The organism is Microbacterium sp. USHLN186, assembly GCF_037145155.1.
Taxonomy (GTDB): Bacteria; Actinomycetota; Actinomycetes; order Actinomycetales; family Microbacteriaceae; genus Microbacterium.
On the sequence record NZ_JBBCYA010000001.1, the window covers coordinates 633,758 to 652,203 of the forward strand.

General features: G+C 67.3%; 16 protein-coding genes. 11 read left to right on the forward strand and 5 right to left on the reverse strand.

Features of this window, described 5'->3' with window-relative positions; genetic code table 11:
* Positions 1–56: 56 nt before the first annotated feature.
* The 5 genes from WFG93_RS02980 to WFG93_RS03000 form a co-directional block, all read right to left on the reverse strand.
* The gene (locus WFG93_RS02980) at positions 57–1,004 is read right to left on the reverse strand and encodes an FHA domain-containing protein (protein ID WP_336644826.1); all 948 of its coding nucleotides are present in this window, start codon (positions 1,002–1,004) and stop codon (positions 57–59) included.
* A 25-nt stretch (positions 1,005–1,029) separates the two neighbouring features.
* Positions 1,030–1,344, reverse strand: a complete 315-nt coding sequence (locus tag WFG93_RS02985; RefSeq protein ID WP_336644827.1) for a hypothetical protein — start codon at positions 1,342–1,344, stop codon at positions 1,030–1,032.
* An 80-nt stretch (positions 1,345–1,424) separates the two neighbouring features.
* Entirely contained in the window at positions 1,425–1,910 is a 486-nt protein-coding gene (locus WFG93_RS02990) for a pyridoxamine 5'-phosphate oxidase family protein (protein ID WP_336644828.1), read from the reverse strand.
* Between the two features lie 117 nt (positions 1,911–2,027).
* Positions 2,028–2,363, reverse strand: a complete 336-nt coding sequence (locus WFG93_RS02995) for a DsrE family protein (protein ID WP_336644829.1) — start codon at positions 2,361–2,363, stop codon at positions 2,028–2,030.
* A gap of 156 nt (positions 2,364–2,519) precedes the next feature.
* A complete protein-coding gene (locus WFG93_RS03000) occupies positions 2,520–5,060 on the reverse strand; it encodes an excinuclease ABC subunit UvrA (RefSeq protein WP_336644830.1) in 2,541 nt (846 codons plus the stop codon).
* Positions 5,061–5,511: 451 nt separating this feature from the next.
* On the opposite strand from WFG93_RS03000, the gene WFG93_RS03005 reads away from it, so the two are divergent.
* From WFG93_RS03005 to WFG93_RS03055, 11 genes are all read left to right on the forward strand, one after another.
* Entirely contained in the window at positions 5,512–6,810 is a 1,299-nt protein-coding gene (locus WFG93_RS03005) for an ABC transporter substrate-binding protein (RefSeq protein ID WP_336644831.1), read from the forward strand.
* A gap of 187 nt (positions 6,811–6,997) precedes the next feature.
* Complete coding sequence (locus tag WFG93_RS03010; protein WP_336644832.1) at positions 6,998–7,705, forward strand: carbohydrate ABC transporter permease; 708 nt, start codon at positions 6,998–7,000, stop codon at positions 7,703–7,705.
* A complete protein-coding gene (locus WFG93_RS03015) occupies positions 7,702–8,631 on the forward strand; it encodes a carbohydrate ABC transporter permease (protein ID WP_336644833.1) in 930 nt (309 codons plus the stop codon). The genes WFG93_RS03010 and WFG93_RS03015 overlap by 4 nt, the downstream gene beginning before the upstream one ends.
* Before the next feature lie 12 nt (positions 8,632–8,643).
* The gene (locus WFG93_RS03020) at positions 8,644–9,759 is read left to right on the forward strand and encodes a mandelate racemase/muconate lactonizing enzyme family protein (protein WP_336644834.1); all 1,116 of its coding nucleotides are present in this window, start codon (positions 8,644–8,646) and stop codon (positions 9,757–9,759) included.
* Entirely contained in the window at positions 9,756–10,490 is a 735-nt protein-coding gene (locus WFG93_RS03025) for a FadR/GntR family transcriptional regulator (RefSeq protein WP_336644835.1), read from the forward strand. Before WFG93_RS03020 ends, WFG93_RS03025 begins: the two co-directional genes overlap by 4 nt.
* Positions 10,487–10,945 (forward strand): cupin domain-containing protein, encoded by a 459-nt coding sequence (locus WFG93_RS03030; RefSeq protein WP_336644836.1) that lies wholly within the window; start codon positions 10,487–10,489, stop codon positions 10,943–10,945. The genes WFG93_RS03025 and WFG93_RS03030 overlap by 4 nt, the downstream gene beginning before the upstream one ends.
* Positions 10,935–11,402 (forward strand): hypothetical protein, encoded by a 468-nt coding sequence (locus tag WFG93_RS03035; RefSeq protein ID WP_336644837.1) that lies wholly within the window; start codon positions 10,935–10,937, stop codon positions 11,400–11,402. The genes WFG93_RS03030 and WFG93_RS03035 overlap by 11 nt, the downstream gene beginning before the upstream one ends.
* Entirely contained in the window at positions 11,399–13,051 is a 1,653-nt protein-coding gene (locus WFG93_RS03040; protein ID WP_336644838.1) for a GMC family oxidoreductase, read from the forward strand. The genes WFG93_RS03035 and WFG93_RS03040 overlap by 4 nt, the downstream gene beginning before the upstream one ends.
* Entirely contained in the window at positions 13,039–14,547 is a 1,509-nt protein-coding gene (locus WFG93_RS03045) for an aldehyde dehydrogenase (NADP(+)) (RefSeq protein WP_336644839.1), read from the forward strand. The genes WFG93_RS03040 and WFG93_RS03045 overlap by 13 nt, the downstream gene beginning before the upstream one ends.
* Positions 14,544–16,886: a molybdopterin-dependent oxidoreductase gene (locus WFG93_RS03050; RefSeq protein ID WP_336644840.1), complete on the forward strand. Its 2,343-nt coding sequence runs from the start codon at positions 14,544–14,546 to the stop codon at positions 16,884–16,886. The genes WFG93_RS03045 and WFG93_RS03050 overlap by 4 nt, the downstream gene beginning before the upstream one ends.
* A complete protein-coding gene (locus WFG93_RS03055) occupies positions 16,883–18,352 on the forward strand; it encodes an aldehyde dehydrogenase family protein (protein WP_336644841.1) in 1,470 nt (489 codons plus the stop codon). The genes WFG93_RS03050 and WFG93_RS03055 overlap by 4 nt, the downstream gene beginning before the upstream one ends.
* Positions 18,353–18,446 lie beyond the last annotated feature (94 nt).

Sequence of the window (18,446 nt, forward strand, 5' to 3'; positions counted from 1 at the left end):
CGCCTCACCACTCCCCTCTGCCGTGGCAGATGGTCACTCGACGGCTCGCTCCACGCTCACTCGACGGCTGCGACGCCTCCGCCGTCGGCCTGCTCGGGATCGGCGCCGGGCTCGGTGCGCACGCCCCGGCCCGCCGTCGATCCGTGCTCGCGCATGAGCTGCTCGCGCGGTGGCTGCGGGCGCTGATATGAGTACTCGCCGCCCTGGCGTCCGCCGTACGGGCGGCCGTGATCGGCGTACTCCTCACGGAAGAACGCCAGCCGCCAGCTGCCCATCGTGATCAGGGCGCCGGTGCGCAGGATGCGCCCTTCCTCCTCATCGCCGATGCGTTCGCGGTACGCGCCGCCGCCGACGACGCCCTTGGCGTAGAGCACGTACTCGTCGCCCTTCTCGTGACGGATCTCGGCGTGCACCGATTCCAGGTCGGGCAGCACCAGGTCGCACGTCGGCGAGGAGCCGATGGTGACCTGGTCGGCCGTGAGGTCGAACACCTTCGGAGCGATGCCGTCCCACTGCTCCGCATCGACCGTGAAGATCAGCCGCGGATGCCCGGCGCCCCACGCGTAGTGCGTGGTGGTGATCCGGCGCGCGCGGTTGCGCTGGAAGGTGGGCGCCAGCGGCAACATGGCCGGGGCGACGCCGGGGATCGGCGGCAGGGCGCGGGTGGACTGGATGCGGCGCATGCTGTTCAGCGCGCTCAGCGAACCCAGACGAAGGTGCGAAGATCCGGTGACCAGCCTCGCGAGCATGCTGCGGCGCACGTCGCCCACCTCGACCAGCGGCCCCTGCGGGCCCTCGATCCGCACGGTCAATCCCTGTGCGGCGATCTGTCTGGCGAGGGCGTCGAACTCATGCAGCTGAGCACGATGCACGCTGGGAAGACGCTCGGGGTCACTGATGAACACGTTCACGTGCCGGCCGCTCCCGGTGATCTTCATCGAGAAGGGCGCTTCGGTGTCGGTTCCGAGCAGGGCGACCGTGAGGTCGGCGTCGACGGTGATCATGGCCCGTGCTCCACGGCCGTCGCGCTCACCCCGCGGAGGGGGTGGAGTCCCGGTCGGTGTACGCGCCCGCCTCGGAGGTGAGGGTGTTGTCGCTCGTGGTCACGCGCAGCGTGCCGTTGATCTTCCACGTCGCGCGCGGCGCGTCGGGCCCGATGTCGCGCGGCACCTCCACGGTCATGTCGTCGAAGGCGTAGTTGACCACTGCGCCCCGACCGGTGAGGAACGACCACATCTCGCGGCCGAGGTCGGTCCAGTCGCCGATCGAGCGGCCCTCAGGACCGCTGCTCGAGCCGAACAGATCGGACGAAGAAGAAGAAGAGGAGGAAGTGCTGTCGCTCATGGTCGGCTCCTTTGCCGGTGTCGGTGATCGAACACTAGTCCAGCCCACCGACACCGGCAAGAGCCGATGTTGGACCGAGGTCAGAGATCGACCTTGCCGCTCTCGCCGCCGTCGTACTGCTCACCGGTGATCTTCGACTTCACGAAGCTGAACACCGTCGCGATGCGGCCGCCGGGGGTGTCCCAGTACTCCGCGGATTCCGCCGTGAAGCGCACGAGACCCACATCGGGGTCGTCGGGTCCGTCGGGGAACCACGCCTCCACGACCGGATTCCACAGCTCGTCGATCTTGCTGCGGTCGTCGACCAGCCATGCCGTGCCGGAGAGCGAGACCCACGCATCGTTGGAGCTCATCGAGACGTTCACGTCGGCATCGGCAGCGAGCTCTGCCGCCGGGGACGAGCTCTTCGAGATCAGGAACCACAGGTCGCCGTCGAACTCGGCCTCCTGCACCGTGAACGGCCGTGCGACGAGCTTGCCGTCGCTCTTGCGGGTGGTGAACATCGCGAAGCGGAAGTCCTTGATCAGCTCGCCGACCTTCTTGCGGTCATCGGTGGTGTCGGTCATCGCCTGCCCCTTCCTGCCGTCCGCCGGTCGCGGATGGCGTGAGGTCTCACGATGCCTGCGTCGGGTCGGGGAATCGAGGGGGTTGTGGTGCTGCGCGAGCTGGGTTACGCCGTCCGGTCAGAGCCGGATGTACGCCGCGCCCTCGAACTGCGCGTCGGTGAGCGCGACGATCGCGGCGGCGACGGTGCGGATGCCGGGCTGCAGGTCGCCTTCGGTGATCTCGTGCGCCCGCATCCCGCCCTCACACGCCTCGATCGCCGCGCCCTCGGGCAGCTTGTCGATCGCGAGCGGGTCGGCGTCGCGCGTCACGCCGGTGATCGCCGGCCCGTTCACGATGATCCGGATGCGGTGCTCGGGTCGATCCTTGTGCAGGATGCGTGCCGAGTTGATGGAGCGGGCGACGTCGGCGGGGTCGGTGGTGACGTGGATGACGACGGTGCGGGATGCGGTCATACCGGCATCCTGCCACCGGATGCCGACCCGCGACCGACCTGACAAACCACGTTCGGCGCGAGAAACCACGCGTGCACTGGTTTCCCGTGCCGGAAGTGGTTTCTCGGCGGGATGCGGGGACCCGGGCGACGCGGGCGCCCGGCCGGGCGCCCGGGCTCAGCGCGCGAGCGCGGCCGCCAGGTACGGCGCCGTGCGGCTGCCGGATGCTACGGCGACGGCATCCGGTGTTCCGGTCGCGACGATGCGGCCGCCCGCGTCGCCGCCGGACGGGCCGAGGTCGATCACCCAGTCGGCGTCGGCGGCGACGTCCATGTCGTGCTCGACGACGACCACCGTGTCGCCGGCGTCGACGAGGGCGTGCAGCTGCGCGAGCAGCAGGCGCACGTCGGCGGGGTGCAGTCCGGTCGTCGGCTCGTCGAGCAGGTACAGGGTGTGCCCGCGGCGCACCCGCTGCAGCTCGGTGGCGAGCTTGATGCGCTGCGCCTCTCCGCCCGACAGCTCGGTGGCCGGCTGACCGAGGCGCAGATATCCGAGCCCGACGTCGAGCAGCGCCCGCAGGCTGCGCGCGGCCGCGGGGATCTCGGCGAGCACCTCGGACGCCTGCGTGACGGTGAGCGCAAGCACATCGGCGATGGAGTGCCCGTGCCAGCGCACCTCGAGCGTATCGTCGTTGTATCGGGCGCCGTGGCAGGTGGGGCAGCGTCCGTAGCTGCCGGGCAGGAACAGCAGCTCGACGGCGACGAAGCCCTCGCCCTGGCAGGTCTCGCAGCGCCCGCCCGGCATGTTGAACGAGAAGCGCCCGGCGGTGTACCCGCGCTCGCGGGCGAGGTCGGTGCGCGCGAACGTCGTGCGCACCGCGTCGAACAGCCCGGTGTAGGTGGCGAGGTTCGAGCGCGGCGTGCGGCCGATCGGCTTCTGGTCGACGCGCACGAGACGGTCGACGAGCTCCAGTCCCTCGGTCGACCGCACGGTGAGCGCGTCGATGTCGGACGGTGCGGTCGCCTCCGCGATCCCCGGCTCCTCTGAGTCGGTCTCGCCTTCCACGGGGTCGGCGGCATCGGCATCCGGATGCAGGTGATCGCGCACCACCTCGTGCAGCACCCGGCTGACGAGCGTCGACTTGCCTGATCCCGAGACACCGGTCACGGCGACGAGGGTCTGCAGCGGGATCGCGACGTCGACGTCGTCGAGGTTGTGCAGGCGGATGCCGTCGACGCGCAACCACCCGGCCGCTTCGCGGCGCTCGCGTGCGGTGTCGCGCTCGCCCTGTGCGGAGGCGAAGAGAAAGGGGCGGGTGAGGCTGGCATCCACCTTATTGAGACCGGCGACGGGACCGCTGTAGAGCACCTCACCGCCGCCCTCGCCGGCGGCGGGGCCGACGTCGACGATCCAGTCGGCGTGGCGGACGACGTCCATGTTGTGCTCGACGACGAACACCGAGTTGCCCGAGCGCTTGAGCTGCTCGAGCATCTCGAGAAGCGGCTCCGCGTCAGCCGGATGCAGCCCTGCCGAGGGCTCGTCGAGCACGTAGACGACGCCGAACAGTCCCGAGCGCAGCTGGGTGGCCAGGCGCAGGCGCTGCATCTCGCCGGGGGAGAGTGTGGTGGTGACCCGGCCGAGGCCGAGGTAGCCGAGGCCGAGGTCGCAGAGCACGTCGATGCGCGCACGCAGGTCGACGGCGATCGCGACGGCCACCTCGGTGCGCTCGCCGCTGGCCGCGGTGGGCAGTGCGGGGCCCGGGTCGGTGATCTGGGTGGTGGGGCGCAGCACCTCGGCGAGCTCGGACATCGGCAGGGCGTTCAGCTCGGCGATCGAGCGCCCCGCGAACGTGACCGCGAGGGCTTCGCGGCGCAGCCCGGTGCCGTGGCAGAGCGAGCACGGGCCGGTGCGCATGAAGCGCAGCACCTTCGCGCGCATCATCGCGCTCGGCGAGTCGGCGAGGGTGTGGAAGACGTACTTCTTGGCGCTCCAGAACCGGCCGTTGTAGGGCTTCTCGATGCGGTCGCGCTGCGGCATGATCTGCACGACCGGTTGCTCGTCGGTGAACAGCAGCCAGTCTCGGTCGGTCTGCGGCAGGTCGCGCCAGGGCCGGTCGACGTCGTAGCCGAGGGTGATGGCGATGTCGCGCAGGTTCTTGCCCTGCCACGCGCCCGGCCAGGCGGCGATCGCGCCGTCGCGGATGCTGAGTGAGGGGTCGGGCACGAGCGAGTCTTCGGTGACGTCGTGCACGACGCCCACGCCGTGGCAGCGCGGGCAGGCGCCGGCGGCCGTGTTGGGTGAGAAAGCGTCGGAGTCGAGGCGCTCGGCGACGCCGTCGGGGTAGGTGCCGGCGCGCGAGAACAGCATGCGCAGCGAGTTCGACAGCGTGGTGACCGTGCCGACGCTGGAGCGCGAGCTCGGCGCCCCGCGCCGCTGCTGCAGTGCCACGGCCGGCGGCAGTCCGGTGATCGAGTCGACGTGCGGGTCGTGCCCCTGCTGGATCAGTCGCCGGGCGTACGGTGCGACGGATTCGAGGTAGCGGCGCTGCGCCTCGGTGAAGATGGTGCCGAACGCGAGCGACGACTTGCCCGAGCCCGAGACGCCGGTGAAGGCGACGATGCGGTCGCGCGGCATGTCGACGTCGACGCTGCGGAGGTTGTTCTCGTGGGCGCCGCGGACGCGGACGAAGGGATCGGCGGCCGGCGGGGTCTCGAGCATCCGGACGAGTCTAGTGAGCGGGGACGGGAAGGGCCCGCGACGGTGCGAAGGTTGACGTCGCGGGCACAGGCTTCCATCGCGTAGGGGGGCCTTCACCGACCAGCCGCCGTCCGAGGCGAGGATCGCACTGTTGATGTTCACGCCGTCGTTTGAGAGCAGGAAGGTGATCGGACGCGCAATCGATGAGGATCGAATCAACGCGCTCGTCGACACCTCCCTGCGCCTGATCGCGCCGTAGCGGTTTGCGGGTCCGTCCTCGCTGAGCCGCGAGGGTTTCGCCCCCTGTTGCCGGGAGCAATTGCTGGTGGTCCTCTGGACGATCTCGTCATCTCCGCCTCCGGTTATCGCCGGCGAGGGGTTGACGCCAGCGTGTCGTCCTCCCTATATTGTCAATTGGACAGACCAGTTTGCCAATTAGAGCACCGGTTCCAGCGAATCAAGGGAGATTCAGATGCACAAGCGCACGGTCATGCGGGGGCTCGGCTTCGCCCTCGTCCTGGGTATCACCGCTGCGGGCACCGCGGCGTGCTCATCGGGGGATTCGACGGCAGACGGCGACTCCGGGGGCGAACTGAATGTGCTGTTCCCGCAGACCCATGCCGGCGCGTCCGAGATCCTCAAGGACAAGTTTGAGGCGGCCAACCCCGGAGTGACGGTGAACGTCACCCTGGTCCCGTACGACGAGCTGCAGCAGAAGGCGACGCTGGACGTCCAATCCGGCGCAGCCGAATTCGACGTCTTCGACTCGTGGTACACCGAGATCGGCGCGCTCGCCGATGGCGATGTCATCGTCCCCGTCGACGACCTGATCGAAGAGGCAGGAGTGGATGACTTCATCCCCTCGATCCTCGATGCTTACTCGCTCGTGGACGGCAAACGCTACGGAGTGCCCTTCGACGGCGACACCGAGGTCCTTTTCTACAACAAGGAGATCCTCGAGCGGAATGGCGTCACCCCGCCGACTACGTGGGATGAGTACGCCGACGCCGTGCAGAAGATCACCGCCGCCGAGAAGGGTGACGGCGTCTACGGAGCCGCAGTGATGGGTCAGCAGACTCCGATCATTCTGATGTCGACGTACGCGAACCGGCTCGCCGGCTTCGGAGGCTCGTTCCTCGATGAAGACGGGAAGCCCACCCTCGACACCGAAGCGGCGATCGGTGCGGCAGAGGCCTTGAAGGACGTCTCCGAGCACGCGATGCCCACCCCGCTGGAGACCGGCTTCGATCAGGCGCTTCAGGCATTCCTGTCGGGCAAGGTCGCGTTCATGGAGTTCTGGACCGACTTGGGCACTTTCGCCCAGGACGAGTCGCAGTCGCAGATCATCGACAAGTGGGGCGTCATGCAGCTGCCTGTCGGCGGCGGCGCCGAGAAGAGTCTCGCGGCTCTCGACGCAGGGTTCACCTTGACGCTCTCGTCGTCGGCAAAGAATGCCGAACTCGCACGCGAGTTCATCCTGTTCGCGACGAGCGCCGAGACCAACCTCAGCCTCATCACCACCTACGGCACGGGTATCGATGCCAACCGACTGTCGACGCTGTCCTCCGACGAGTACAAAGAGTTCAACCCGCAGGTGCAGGAGGCTGCATCCGCATCGCTCAACGGCGTCCTGACCTGGCCGACCATCAAGCAGGCACCCGAGCTGTTCCAGTCGCTCACCGACGCTCTGGCGACGATGATCTCTTCCGACGGCGACCCCGCGAAGACGATGAAGCAGGTGCAGAGTGAGTGGGAGTCGGTCCTTGACTGACACGACCTCCCAGGGGGTGAGCAGAGCGAACCGTCGCGTCGGGTGGCTGTTCTCGACGCCGGCGCTCATCGCGGGGCTCATCGTCACGGTGTACCCCCTGGTGTATCTGCTTGCGTCGAGCGTGTCGCGGTCGACCCTCGGCAAACCATTCCAGGACTTCGTGGGTGGCGAGAACTTCACGACCGCGATGGCGGACGGCGCCTTCACCGGCGGCCTGATCCGCACGACCGTGTTCGCGATCGTGACCGCATTGGTCCAGGTGGCGCTGGGGCTGGGAATCGCGTTGCTGATGCGACAGCTGACTCGCGGGCAGAACGTGATCCGCACCCTGATCCTGCTACCGCTGCTCACGCCGCCGGTCATGGCGGCTGTGGTCTGGAAGCTGGTGCTCGCACCCAACGGAGGCCTTCTCAACTCGATCCTGCTGCAGCTGGGGATCGTGCAAGAGCCCATCTCGCTGCTCGGTTCGCCGTTCTGGGCGATCGTGATGGTGGCGATCGCGGACTCATGGCAATGGACGCCGTTCGTCGCGCTGATCATCTACGCCGGGTTGCTCGCTCTGCCTGAATCCGTCTACGAGGCAGCGCAGATCGACGGCGCGGGGCCGTGGCGCGGCTTCTGCCACATCACGTTCCCGATGATCATGCCGGCGCTGATGTCAGTGCTCTTGATCAAGCTGATCATCTCCTTCAAGATCTTCGATCTCGTCTACGTGCTCACCTCGGGCGGACCGGCGGATTCATCGATGCTCTCCGGGTTTCTGATCTTCCGGACAGCTCTCCGCGAGTTCAACGTCGGCTACGCCGCGGCGCAGACACTGCTGTTCGTGATCGTCGTAACCATCGTCACGATCCCCGTGACGATCATTCGCAAACGGACGAGGTGGGAACAATGAGCAGCAGCACGCTGCGGTCGACCGCTCCGCGCACGACCGACACCCCGACGACGGCGCTCATCACGACGGGTCGTGGCAGACTGCCTCGCCGACGAGAGGCCGGTCACGGCTCCCGAAAGGCGTACGCCAAGGCGGGCCGGGGCGTGCTGTGGATCATGGTGCTGCTGGGCACTCTGGTGCCCATCGTGTATCTGTTCACCTTGTCCTTCACTCCGCAGGCGCAGATCGCGACGGGTCAGGTCTTCCCGACCGAGCTCACCCTGCGGAACTGGACGGCGATGTGGGATCGCATGCCGATCCTGCTGTACGTGCTCAACTCCGTCGTCGCCGCGGTGCTCGGCTGCGTTCTCTCGCTCGTCATCGCCACCTTCGTCGCCTTTGCGATGGCACGGTTCCGCACCGGCGGCGGTTTCCTGCCCCTATACGTCCTGGCGAGCTTCGTCGCGCCGCCTGTGGTCGCGGTCGTGCCCCTGTTCTTCCTGCTTCGGGGGATGGGGTTGATCAACAGCCCCTACGGGCTCGCGCTCATCTACGGCCTCGTCAACGTCGCCGTCGCCGCGGCACTTCTCGAACCGTTCGTGGAGCGGATACCGGCGGAGCTCGAGGAGGCGGCGCAGATCGACGGCGCCGGACCGATGCGCACCATGTCCAGCGTGGTCGTCCCGCTCCTGGTGCCCGGGCTCATCGCCACCGGGATCATCATCCTGATCCTGAACTACAACGAACTGCTTTTCGCGCTCACCGTGCTTCAGAAGAACGATGCGCAGACCCTTCCGGTTGCGATCTCACTGTTCCAGGGCGATCGCGGCGTGCAGTTCGGTCAGATGGCATCGGCGTCCATGGCCGCCATCATTCCGGTGTACATCGCGGCCGTCTTCATGCAGCGCTACCTCGTCGGTGGTCTCACCAGCGGGGCGATCAAGTAAGGCGGTACGAACATGCAGGTTCAGGACATCGAATTCGTCGGGCTGCGCACGCCGCTGCCATCGCCGGCGGTCTTCTCGTGGGGCTCGGCCGAGGAGCGCAATGTCGGACTGGTGCGGGTGGTGCTCTCAGACGGAACCGAGGGGTGGGGGGAGACGAGCGTCACCTTCCCCCTATGGTCGCTGGAGGAGCGGGCGGCCACGGTGCGCGGGATCGCCGCGCTCGCCACCGGCCGCCGGCTGGAGAGCAGTGGTGACATCGCTCGGATCGTCTCCGAGATGACCCGAAGCACCGACCGTCTTCGGCTTCTCTGGTCGCCCACGGGCATCAGCGCCGCGATCGGCGCGATCGAGATGGCGCTGTGGGACGCGTGGGGACGTGTCCAGGATCGTCCCGTGTGGGAGATCCTCGGGGGTGCGGACATCGAGATTCCGCTCTACGCTGTCGGATTCGGCGGCTCACCCACCGAGGTCGCTGAGATCACTTCCATGCTCCTCGGGGAAGGTTACGCCGCAGTCAAGATCCGAGTGGGGTTCGAACCGGACGCCGACGTGGCACTGGTCGAGGCTGTGTCCGCCGTCGCCGGCGATCGACTGTACGTCGACGTGAACATGGGATGGGGGCGCTCGCAGGCGGCGGAGATGATCCCACGACTGAACGACTTCGGGCTGGGCTGGCTCGAGGAGCCTCTTTCCCGCGATGACCGTGAGGGTCTTCGCCTGCTTCGCGATATCGCGAAAATGCCGCTTGCAGCGGGAGAGAACTGCTACAGCGAGGCTGAGCTTGTGTCGTTGGCCGAGAGTCGCCTGGTGGAGGTGGTGATGCCCGACCTCGCCCGCGTAGGCGGGTTGGGCGCCGGGATCGCAGGGGCCCGCACGGCGCGGGCCAACGACCTGGGATACAGCCCTCACCATTACGCCTCCGACATCGGTTTCGCGGCGATGGCAACGCTGTGCGCGGTCGTCGGGGAGCCTCGGCCGATTCTGCGCGACGTCAGTCCGTGGCCGATCCGCACTGAATTGCTGTCGGAACCGCTGTCTTTGGAGCACGGGGTCACGCGACCCTATTCGGGAGCAGGCCTTTCCCCGGCCCCGGATCCGCACATCATCGAGGAGCATCGGGTGCTATGAGCAGAAGCAAGAGCCCATACCAGCCCCTGTCGCCGAAGCCGCTATGGACGGCGGCCGTGGAGCAGATCCGCAATCTGATCGAGAGCGGGGAGATCCCCGTCGGTGCGCGTCTTCCTGCGGAACGGGATCTCTGTCAGCAGCTCGGGATCAGCCGCATCTCTCTACGCGAGTCGCTGCGGGTGCTTCAATCGACGGGATACGTTGAGACTCGGCCGGGGTCTGGGACGTACGCCCGCCTGCCGGAACCGGTGGCGGAGGAGCCCATCTCCTCGTGGATCGCGAGCGACCTGCACATCCTCGAGCTGTTCGAACTGCGCCGAGCTGTCGAACCGGGCATTGCTGGCCTCGCGGCCCTGCGCCGTGACGACAACCACCTTTTGGCGTTGGAGGCGGCCGTGCTCGAGATGGACCGCGACGGGACGGGCCAGCAGGCTCAGGTCGTGGCGGCCGACGCGGAGTTCCACCGGCTGCTCGGCTACTGCATCGAGAACCCGGCGATCACGCAGCTCATCGATCAGCTACAGGACATGGGCGGTGTGGAGCGCCGGCTGTCGCTGGCGGTTCCCGGACAGCGACAGCGAGCCATGGACGACCATCGGCGCATCCTCGAAGCGGTCCGCAGCGGCGATGAGCCCGCAGCGACAGCGGCCATGCGCGACCACCTCGATGCGGCCGTCGACTGGATCATCACTTACTCACAGCAGGAAACATCGAACAAGGAGAACTCATGACTGACGCAACCACCACCGCTACCCACAACCGTGCCGGTGAGCGGATCGTGATCAGCCCCGCCGACTTCGGCTCGGGTGCACCCATGGAGGTGGGCCGCACCGGCGTGCGCGACAAGAAGCTGATCTACCCGGAGATGGGCTTCGACGCGGCAACGCTCTGCCTCGGGATCGTCGAGATCGACCCCGGCCACCATTCCCCTCTCCACCGCCACAAGTGCGAAGAGGTCTACTACGTCATCGAGGGCACCGGCTACGTCGAGCAGGAGGGTGAGACCTTCTCTCTCGACATCGGCGACGCCGTGCTGAACCGAGTCAATGTCGACCATCGTGTCTTCAACACGGGCGAGACCACCATGCGCCTTGCCGTCGTCGGCGGCATCATGCTCGTGCCGCTCCTGCCCACCTGGCCCACCGAGAGCCCGTACGAGATTCTGGAGCCGGCCGGTGAGAACTGACGACCTGGCATCATCGCTCGATGCGCTCGCCGATGTTCTGATTCCCGGTTCGGAGGAGTGGCCTGCTCCCTCGGAACTCATGCTGGGAGCCGACCTGCTGGGTCGTCTGCGGGAGCGGGAGACCAAAGCGCTGCGCGCCGCCGTCACAACTCTCGTAGCAGCGGGATGGTTCACCTCCGGCACCGTCGCCGAGCGCGTTGCCCTCATGTCGGAGTTCGCTGAGCGCGAGCCGGTGCTGTTCGAGTTGCTGCGTCGCTGCGTCTACTACGGCTATTACGCTCAGCCGCGCGTGGTGGGTGTGCTGCGTGCGCTCGGCTACGACTTCAACGAGGCCCCGCAGCCGCGCGGTTATCGCATGGATCCGCTCACGGCGAAGGATGTGGCGGGCGTCGACACCAGGCGACTGGTGTGGATCCCCGCCGACCGCGTCGGCACGGTTCTGAGGAGGGCATCATGACCGAGGCATCGCCGATCGAACTCCCTCCTGTCGCCGTGCTCGTCATCGGTGCGGGAATGGCCGGGGGCGCGATCACCTGCACTTTGGCCGAGGCGGGCGTCGACGTGCTCTGTCTCGAGCAGGGGCGGTGGGTGCCTGGCGGGTCGCGCCCGCACGCCGATCGCTACTACGAGCTCGAACGTCAGTTCCGCTGGAGCACGTCACCGAACGTCCGGGCGTGGGGTGAGGACTACCCCATCGGCACGGATGCTGTGCAACCGCTCATGTTCAATGAAGTGGGCGGTTCCACTGCGATCTACACGGCGGCCTGGCCGCGCTTCCGGCCCACGGATTTCGTCAAGGGCAAGGAGCATGGGCGCAGCGAAGACTGGCCGTACTCCTACGACGATCTGTCGCCGTTCTATGCCGAGAGCGACCGCTCCATGGGTGTTTCCGGCCTTGACGGCGATCCGGCGTTTCCCGCCCACGACCCCTACCCGAATCCACCGCTGCCGATCGGCAAGCGCGGCTCGGCGTTCGGCAAAGCATGCGAGAAGCTCGGCTGGCACTGGTGGCCGTTCCCGATGGCGGTGAACTCTCGCGAATACCGCGGGCGTGCGGCATGCAACTACTGCGGCGACTGTCAGAGCGGATGCTCCATCGACGCGTTGGCAGGATCGCACAACACGTACTGGCCGCGCGCTCTCGCCGCCGGCGCACAACTGCGAACCGGTGCGCGCGTGGTGCGCATCGAGAGCGACAGCCAAGGTCGAGTGACCGGCGCGCTGTTCGTCGACGCGAACACGGGCAAGCGCTTCTTCCAGCCTGCAGAACGCACCGTGGTCTGCGGTAACGGCATCGGCACTCCGCGGCTGCTGCTGGCCTCGGCATCCGATTCCCACCCCGAGGGCCTCGCGAATAGCTCCGATCAGGTGGGGCGCAATCTCATGTTCCATGGCCTCGCGATCGTGGAGGCATGGACCCCCGAGATCCTCGACCCGCACAAGGGCGTCATCTGCGCGGCCGCATACACGGCGGAATTCGCTGAGACCGACCCGCAGCGCGGGTTCGTCAACGGATTCACGCTGCTGTCGTCGGGGATGAACGGGCCGGGTTACCAGGCGAACGGCTCGCATTCGGGCAACGTCGCCCCCTGGGGCGTCGGGCATCACGAATGGATGATGGCGCACCTCAACCGCGGATTCGCCATCCTCGTGCAGACCGAGGACCTGCCGATCAGCACCAACCGGGTGACCCTCGATCCGGAGCTCATCGACTCGGATGGGGTCCCGGCGCCGTTCGTGCACTACCGGCTCGACGACAACGACGATCGCCTGCTCGAGTATGCGTGCGACAAGGCCGTCGAGATCGCGAAAGCGGCCGGAGCTCACGAGGTCACCGTCAATCGCTTCTTCAGCCCGTCCGGACACTACATGCCGCCGGCCTGGCATCTGATGGGCACGGCGCGTATGGGCGATGATCCGTCGACCTCTGTCACCGATGGGGAGCACCGCGCTTGGGACGCCCCCGGCCTGTACATCTGCGACGGCTCATCCCTGCCGACGGGCGGAGCTGTCAACCCGACCAGCACGATCGGCGCCGTCGCACTGCGGTGCGCCGTGAAGATCCTCGAACACATGAAGAAGGAGAAGCCAGCATGGGCGGCGTGACATCGGTCGACCCCCGCACAGGATCGGTCGTCGAGACCGTCGCTGAAGCGACCGCTGTCGAGGAGACAGCGCGGATCTCAGCGCGTGCTGTCGAGGCATCGCGGGAGCTCCGAGCTATGACTCCCGCTGAGCGGGGTGCCCTGCTCGATGGTCTGGCCGACCGCCTCGAGCACGAGCGCTCTCATCTCGTCGACTTGGCCGACCGGGAGTCCGCGCTCGGGCAGATTCGCCTCGACGGCGAGCTCACTCGTACCACGAACCAGCTGCGGCTGTTCGCTGCGGTTCTTCGCGACGGCGCATTCGCGGAGGTGACGATCGACCACGCTGCCGACGGCTCCCCGGATCTGCGGAGGATGCTGGTCGGTCTAGGGCCGGTTGCGGTTTTCGGGGCATCCAACTTCCCGTTCGCATTCTCCGCGGCGGGCGGAGACACCGCCTCCGCCCTCGCGGCGGGCTGTGCCGTGATCGTCAAAGCACACGGAGCGCATCCGGCGCTGGACGCCGCGGTTGTGGAGCTGCTACGCGTAGCCTGCTCCGAGGCAGGTGTCTCGCCGGATGCCGTCTCCGTGGTGTTCGGCCGCGAGGCGGGCACGGCGATCGTCGCAGATCCGCTGGTTCAGGCCGTCGGATTCACCGGCAGTCAAGGCGCGGGACGGCTGCTGATGGACATCGCTGCCGGACGCGACCAGCCGATCCCGGTCTACGCCGAGATGGGTTCGCTGAACCCCCTCGTCGTCTCCCCTGGTGCGGCGTACCGGGGCGCGGAGCTGGCGGGACGTATCGCGAGTTCGGTGCTGCTGGGAGGGGGCCAGTTCTGTACCAAGCCGGGACTGGTGTTCATCCCTGATGGTGAGGAGGGCGACGGCCTGCTGTCACAGCTGTCCGAGCAGCTGGCAGAGCCGGAGGGGGTCTTCCTGCTCAGCGCCGCGATCCGCGACTCTTTCGTCAGCCGCGTGCAGGCGGTCGCCTCTGTCGGTGGTGTGACCACCCTCGTGGAGCCGCGAAGCGGGGCGGGCTCGTTCGCGTCCGCTGCGTTGAACTCCGTCTCCGTCGACGATCTGCTCGGGAATCCTGCGCTGACCGAGGAGTGCTTCGGGCCGGCGGCGCTCGTCGTACGCTTCTCGTCGGCCGACGCTCTTTCCGCGGCGATCCGCGCCCTGCCGGCATCTCTGACGATCTCCGTATTCGCCGAGGAGACCGAAGCAGCCTTCGTTCAGGCGATGCTGGAGGTTGCCGACGGGGGTGCGGGACGGGTGATCTTCGGGGACGTCTCCACCGGCGTCGCGGTCAACTGGGCCCAGCAGCACGGTGGACCCTACCCGGCTTCGTCGAGCAGCCTGCACACGTCGGTCGGCGCCGCGGCGATTCGCCGTTTCCTGCGGCCGATGGCGTTCCAGTCCTTCCCTGACGCGTTGCTGCCGGAGGCTCTGCAGGATGCGAATCCGCTGAACCTGCCGCGTCGGGTGGACGGGATGAGGGAGACCGAAATCTCATGAGCACGCGTACCGGACGCACCGCCAGCCACTGGGGGAGCTACCTCGTCTCGTCGACCGACGACGAGGTGACTGAAGTGCGCCCGGTACCAGAGGATCGCGACCCGTCTCCGATCGGGCAGAACTATCGCGGCGCGCTCCGCCACCGATCTCGCATACTCCGGCCGGCGATGCGCAGAGGCTGGCTGGAGGGTCGCCGGGACGGACGCGGCAGCGACGAGTTCGTCGAGGTGTCCCATGAGAAGGCCGTGGCGCTGATCGCTGACGAGATCGACCGAGTGCGCCGTGACCACGGCAATGAAGCGATATTCGGCGGATCGTATGGATGGGGCAGCGCCGGCCGCTTCCACCACGCGCAGTCGCAGGTACATCGCTTCCTCAACGCAGCCGGCGGCTACACCCGGTCCTTCAACACCTACTCGCACGCCGCCGATGAGGTCGTGCTGCCGCATCTCGTCGGCGACCGCGAATGGTTCCTGCGCAGCGTCCCCGCGTGGTCGGAGATCGCCGAGCACACCGAGGAGCTTATCGCTTTCGGCGGTCTGCCGCGTCGGAGCGCTCAGATCAATCCCGGCGGCGTCGGCTCGCACGTCAACGTTCTCAACCAGATCGACGCTGCACGCGCCGGCGTGCGATTCACCATCGTGACGCCTGTCCGCGGCGATACCGACGCCGAGCTGGACGCGGACTGGATCGCTGTACGCCCCAACACCGACGTCGCGCTCATGCTCGCACTCGCCCATACGATCCTTCAGCGAGGCCAGGCGGACGTGGACTTCCTGGAGCGGTGCTGCGTCGGTTGGGACGTCGTCCAGCGTGAACTGCGCGGTGAGGACGACGGCGTCGTGAAGGACGCCGCGTGGGGGAGTGAGATCACCGGTGTGCCCGTCGCGCGCATTCTCGAACTCGCCGAGCGCATCTGCAGCCGACGCACTCTGGTCACCGTCACCTGGTCGCTGCAGCGGCAGCACCACGGTGAGCAGGCGTACTGGGCTGCGATCACCTTGGCAGCCATGAGCGGATCGATGGGAAGGCCGGGTGGCGGCTTCGGCAGCGGCTACTCCTCGATGCACAATGCGCACGTCAACGACCGGCTCTCGCCGGCTGCCGCGCTGCCTCAGGGGCGCAACCGCGTCTCGACGTATATCCCTGTCGCGCGGATCAGCGATCTGCTCCTCAACCCCGGTGCGCCGTTCGACTACGACGGCAAACGCTCGATCTATCCGGACATCCGCCTCGTGTACTGGATCGGCGGGAACCCGTTCCATCACCATCAGGATCTCAATCGCATGCGCCAGGCATGGGGACGCCCCGACACGATCATCGTGCACGAACCGTTCTGGAACGCTCACGCCAAGCACGCCGACATCGTCATGCCCGTCGCGACGTCACTGGAGCGCACCGACTTCGCGATCGGCATGGGCGACCGCTGGCTCGGATGGATGGATCGAGTCGCAGAGCCCCCGGCAGGAGTCGTGACTGATTACGAGGTCTTCGCCGCTGTCGCGGAGCGGCTCGGGTGCGGTGCCGAGTTCACCGAAGGCAGGAATGCAGACGAATGGGTGGCTGAGCTCTGGTCACGGTCACGGGAGAAGGCAGCCGGGCTGGGGTTCGTGCTGCCACCGTTAGAGGAGTTCCGCGAGCGGGGCAGCATAGCTTTGGACATGCCACGTCGTGTGCCGTCCGCCTTCGGCGATCTCCGTACCGATCCGACCGCTCATCCGCTCAAGACGCCGTCCGGGCGGCTCGAACTGTACTCCGCGACTGTCGCCGGTTTCGGATACGACGATTGCCCCGGCTGGGCGAGGTGGATAGAGCCTGCCGAATGGCTCGGCTCGCCCCTTGCCGAGCGCTTCCCCCTGCACCTCGTATCGCCTCAGCCCGACGGCAAGCTTCACAGTCAGCTGGATCACGGCTCCGAGAGCAGTCGCCACAAGCGCGACGGGCGCGCCGTCATGCGCATCACCGCTCAGGACGCGGCTCAGCGCCACATCGCCGACGGCGACATTGTACGCCTGTTCAATGATCGGGGCGCCACTCTGGCGTCGGCGTCGATCGATGACTCGCTGCAGCCCCGGGTCGTCACCCTCCCGACAGGCGCGTGGTACGACCCAGTGGACCCGTCCGAGCCGCAGCCACTTGACAAGCACGGCAACCCCAACGTGCTCACACTCGACATCGGCACATCCCGCCTGGCTCAGGGGCCTTCCGCGCACACCTGCCTGGTCGACGTCGAGCGCTACGACGCCGAGCTGCCACCGCTGACCGCATTCGACCTCCCGGAGTTCGTTTCTGCTTCGACGATCTCCGCCACCTCCCACGAAGGAAGAGACGCAAGATGAGCCGATTCACCCGCCGCGACGTGACCCAGAACTTCATTCACGGGTCGTGGATGAGCCCCACGACCTCCGAGACCGCCGATGTCTTCGACTCCAACACGGGCGAGGTGATCGGGTCGGCTCCGCTGAGCGCGCGCGAGGACGTCCACGCGGCTGTGGAGTCGGCGCACCGGGCGCAGCCCGCTTGGTGGGCTCTGACCCCGGCCGAGCGCGCTTCCCACCTGCGCGCCGTCGCAAGAGAGATCGAGGCGCGACATGACGAACTCTCCGAGCTCATCATGCGCGAAGTCGGAGCCAATCAGGAGATCTCCTACGGGTCCCAGACGATAACCCCGGTCATGAGCTTCAACACCGCCGCCGACATCCTCGAGGAGTACTCGTTCACTGAGCGCGCCGGCGAGAATCACGTCGCTCGGGAGCCGTTCGGGGTGATCGGTGCGATCACCGCGTGGAACTTCCCCTTGCATCTCGTCACGGTCAAGGCTGCCTTCGCGATCGCCGCGGGCAACACGGTCGTCGTCAAGCCGAGCGAGGTCGCACCGCTGACCGCTGCGGTATTCGGAGAGGCGATCGAAGCGGCTGGTCTGCCGGCCGGCGTGATCAACATCGTCTTCGGGAACGGGCCCACCGTCGGCGAGGCGATCGTCGAGCACCCTGACGTACGGATGCTGACCTTCACCGGCTCGACCCGGGCTGGCCGGCGCATCGGCGAGTTGGCCGCGCAGAAGGTCGCGAAGGTCGCGCTCGAGCTCGGCGGCAAGAGCCCCCTCGTCATCCTTCCGGATGCCCCGCTCGAGGAGGCCGTCCGCTTCGGCGTGAAGGACCTCCTTCTCAACAACGGGCAGCGCTGCGATGGCCTCACTCGCATGATCGTTCCAGAATCGGATCTGGCCGAGGTCGAGCGCATCGCCGGTGCGATGATGGCCGAGGTGAAGGTCGGTCCCTCTACGGATTCCTCCGTGGAGGTCGGACCGCTCGCCTCCCGTGCACAGCAGGAACGGGTGCGCGCGTACATTGAGAAGGGGATCAGCGAGGGCGCGCGTCTGGTCGCCGGAGGTCTCGAGGACGCCCACGTGCCTGCTGAGAACGCAAACGGGTACTACGTGCAGCCGACCGTGTTCTCCGGGGTCACGACCGAGATGACGATCGGACGCGAAGAGATCTTCGGTCCGGTGCTGTCAATTCAGACCTACAACGATGTCGATGAGGCGATCGAGATCGCCAACGATACGGAGTACGGCCTCCACGCCGCGGTGTATGGCGCCGACCTCGACGAGGCAGTCCGCATCGCGGGACGCCTCGAAGCCGGCATGGTCACCGTCAATGGCGGAGGGATGGACATGCTGGCGCCGTTTGGGGGTTACAAGCAGTCCGGCATCGGGCGGGAGTTCGGCATGTACGGCTTCGAAGAGTTCCTCGAAGTCAAGGCGATCCGGCTGCCGCACGAAGGCGGGGCGGCGGCTGTGTGAGAAACCGGAGTCAGTTGTCATAACGCAGGTCGGCGACGCCGGAAGCCTCCGCGTCGCCGAACCAGACCCGTGCTCGAAACGCGATTGAGAGCGA

Excerpts from the sequence above, each read along its gene's own strand:
- WFG93_RS03045 (WP_336644839.1), top strand. The coding sequence starts at position 13,039 with ATGGGCGGCGTGACATCGGTCGACCCCCGCACAGGATCGGTCGTCGAG.
- WFG93_RS03020 (WP_336644834.1), top strand. The coding sequence starts at position 8,644 with ATGCAGGTTCAGGACATCGAATTCGTCGGGCTGCGCACGCCGCTGCCA.
- WFG93_RS02995 (WP_336644829.1), bottom strand. The coding sequence starts at position 2,363 with ATGACCGCATCCCGCACCGTCGTCATCCACGTCACCACCGACCCCGCC.
- WFG93_RS02985 (WP_336644827.1), bottom strand. The coding sequence starts at position 1,344 with ATGAGCGACAGCACTTCCTCCTCTTCTTCTTCTTCGTCCGATCTGTTC.
- WFG93_RS03015 (WP_336644833.1), top strand. The coding sequence starts at position 7,702 with ATGAGCAGCAGCACGCTGCGGTCGACCGCTCCGCGCACGACCGACACC.
- WFG93_RS03055 (WP_336644841.1), top strand. The coding sequence starts at position 16,883 with ATGAGCCGATTCACCCGCCGCGACGTGACCCAGAACTTCATTCACGGG.
- WFG93_RS03000 (WP_336644830.1), bottom strand. The coding sequence starts at position 5,060 with ATGCTCGAGACCCCGCCGGCCGCCGATCCCTTCGTCCGCGTCCGCGGC.
- WFG93_RS03010 (WP_336644832.1), top strand. The coding sequence starts at position 6,998 with ATGGCGGACGGCGCCTTCACCGGCGGCCTGATCCGCACGACCGTGTTC.
- WFG93_RS02990 (WP_336644828.1), bottom strand. The coding sequence starts at position 1,910 with ATGACCGACACCACCGATGACCGCAAGAAGGTCGGCGAGCTGATCAAG.
- WFG93_RS03025 (WP_336644835.1), top strand. The coding sequence starts at position 9,756 with ATGAGCAGAAGCAAGAGCCCATACCAGCCCCTGTCGCCGAAGCCGCTA.
- WFG93_RS03050 (WP_336644840.1), top strand. The coding sequence starts at position 14,544 with ATGAGCACGCGTACCGGACGCACCGCCAGCCACTGGGGGAGCTACCTC.
- WFG93_RS03030 (WP_336644836.1), top strand. The coding sequence starts at position 10,487 with ATGACTGACGCAACCACCACCGCTACCCACAACCGTGCCGGTGAGCGG.
- WFG93_RS03040 (WP_336644838.1), top strand. The coding sequence starts at position 11,399 with ATGACCGAGGCATCGCCGATCGAACTCCCTCCTGTCGCCGTGCTCGTC.
- WFG93_RS03005 (WP_336644831.1), top strand. The coding sequence starts at position 5,512 with ATGCACAAGCGCACGGTCATGCGGGGGCTCGGCTTCGCCCTCGTCCTG.
- WFG93_RS02980 (WP_336644826.1), bottom strand. The coding sequence starts at position 1,004 with ATGATCACCGTCGACGCCGACCTCACGGTCGCCCTGCTCGGAACCGAC.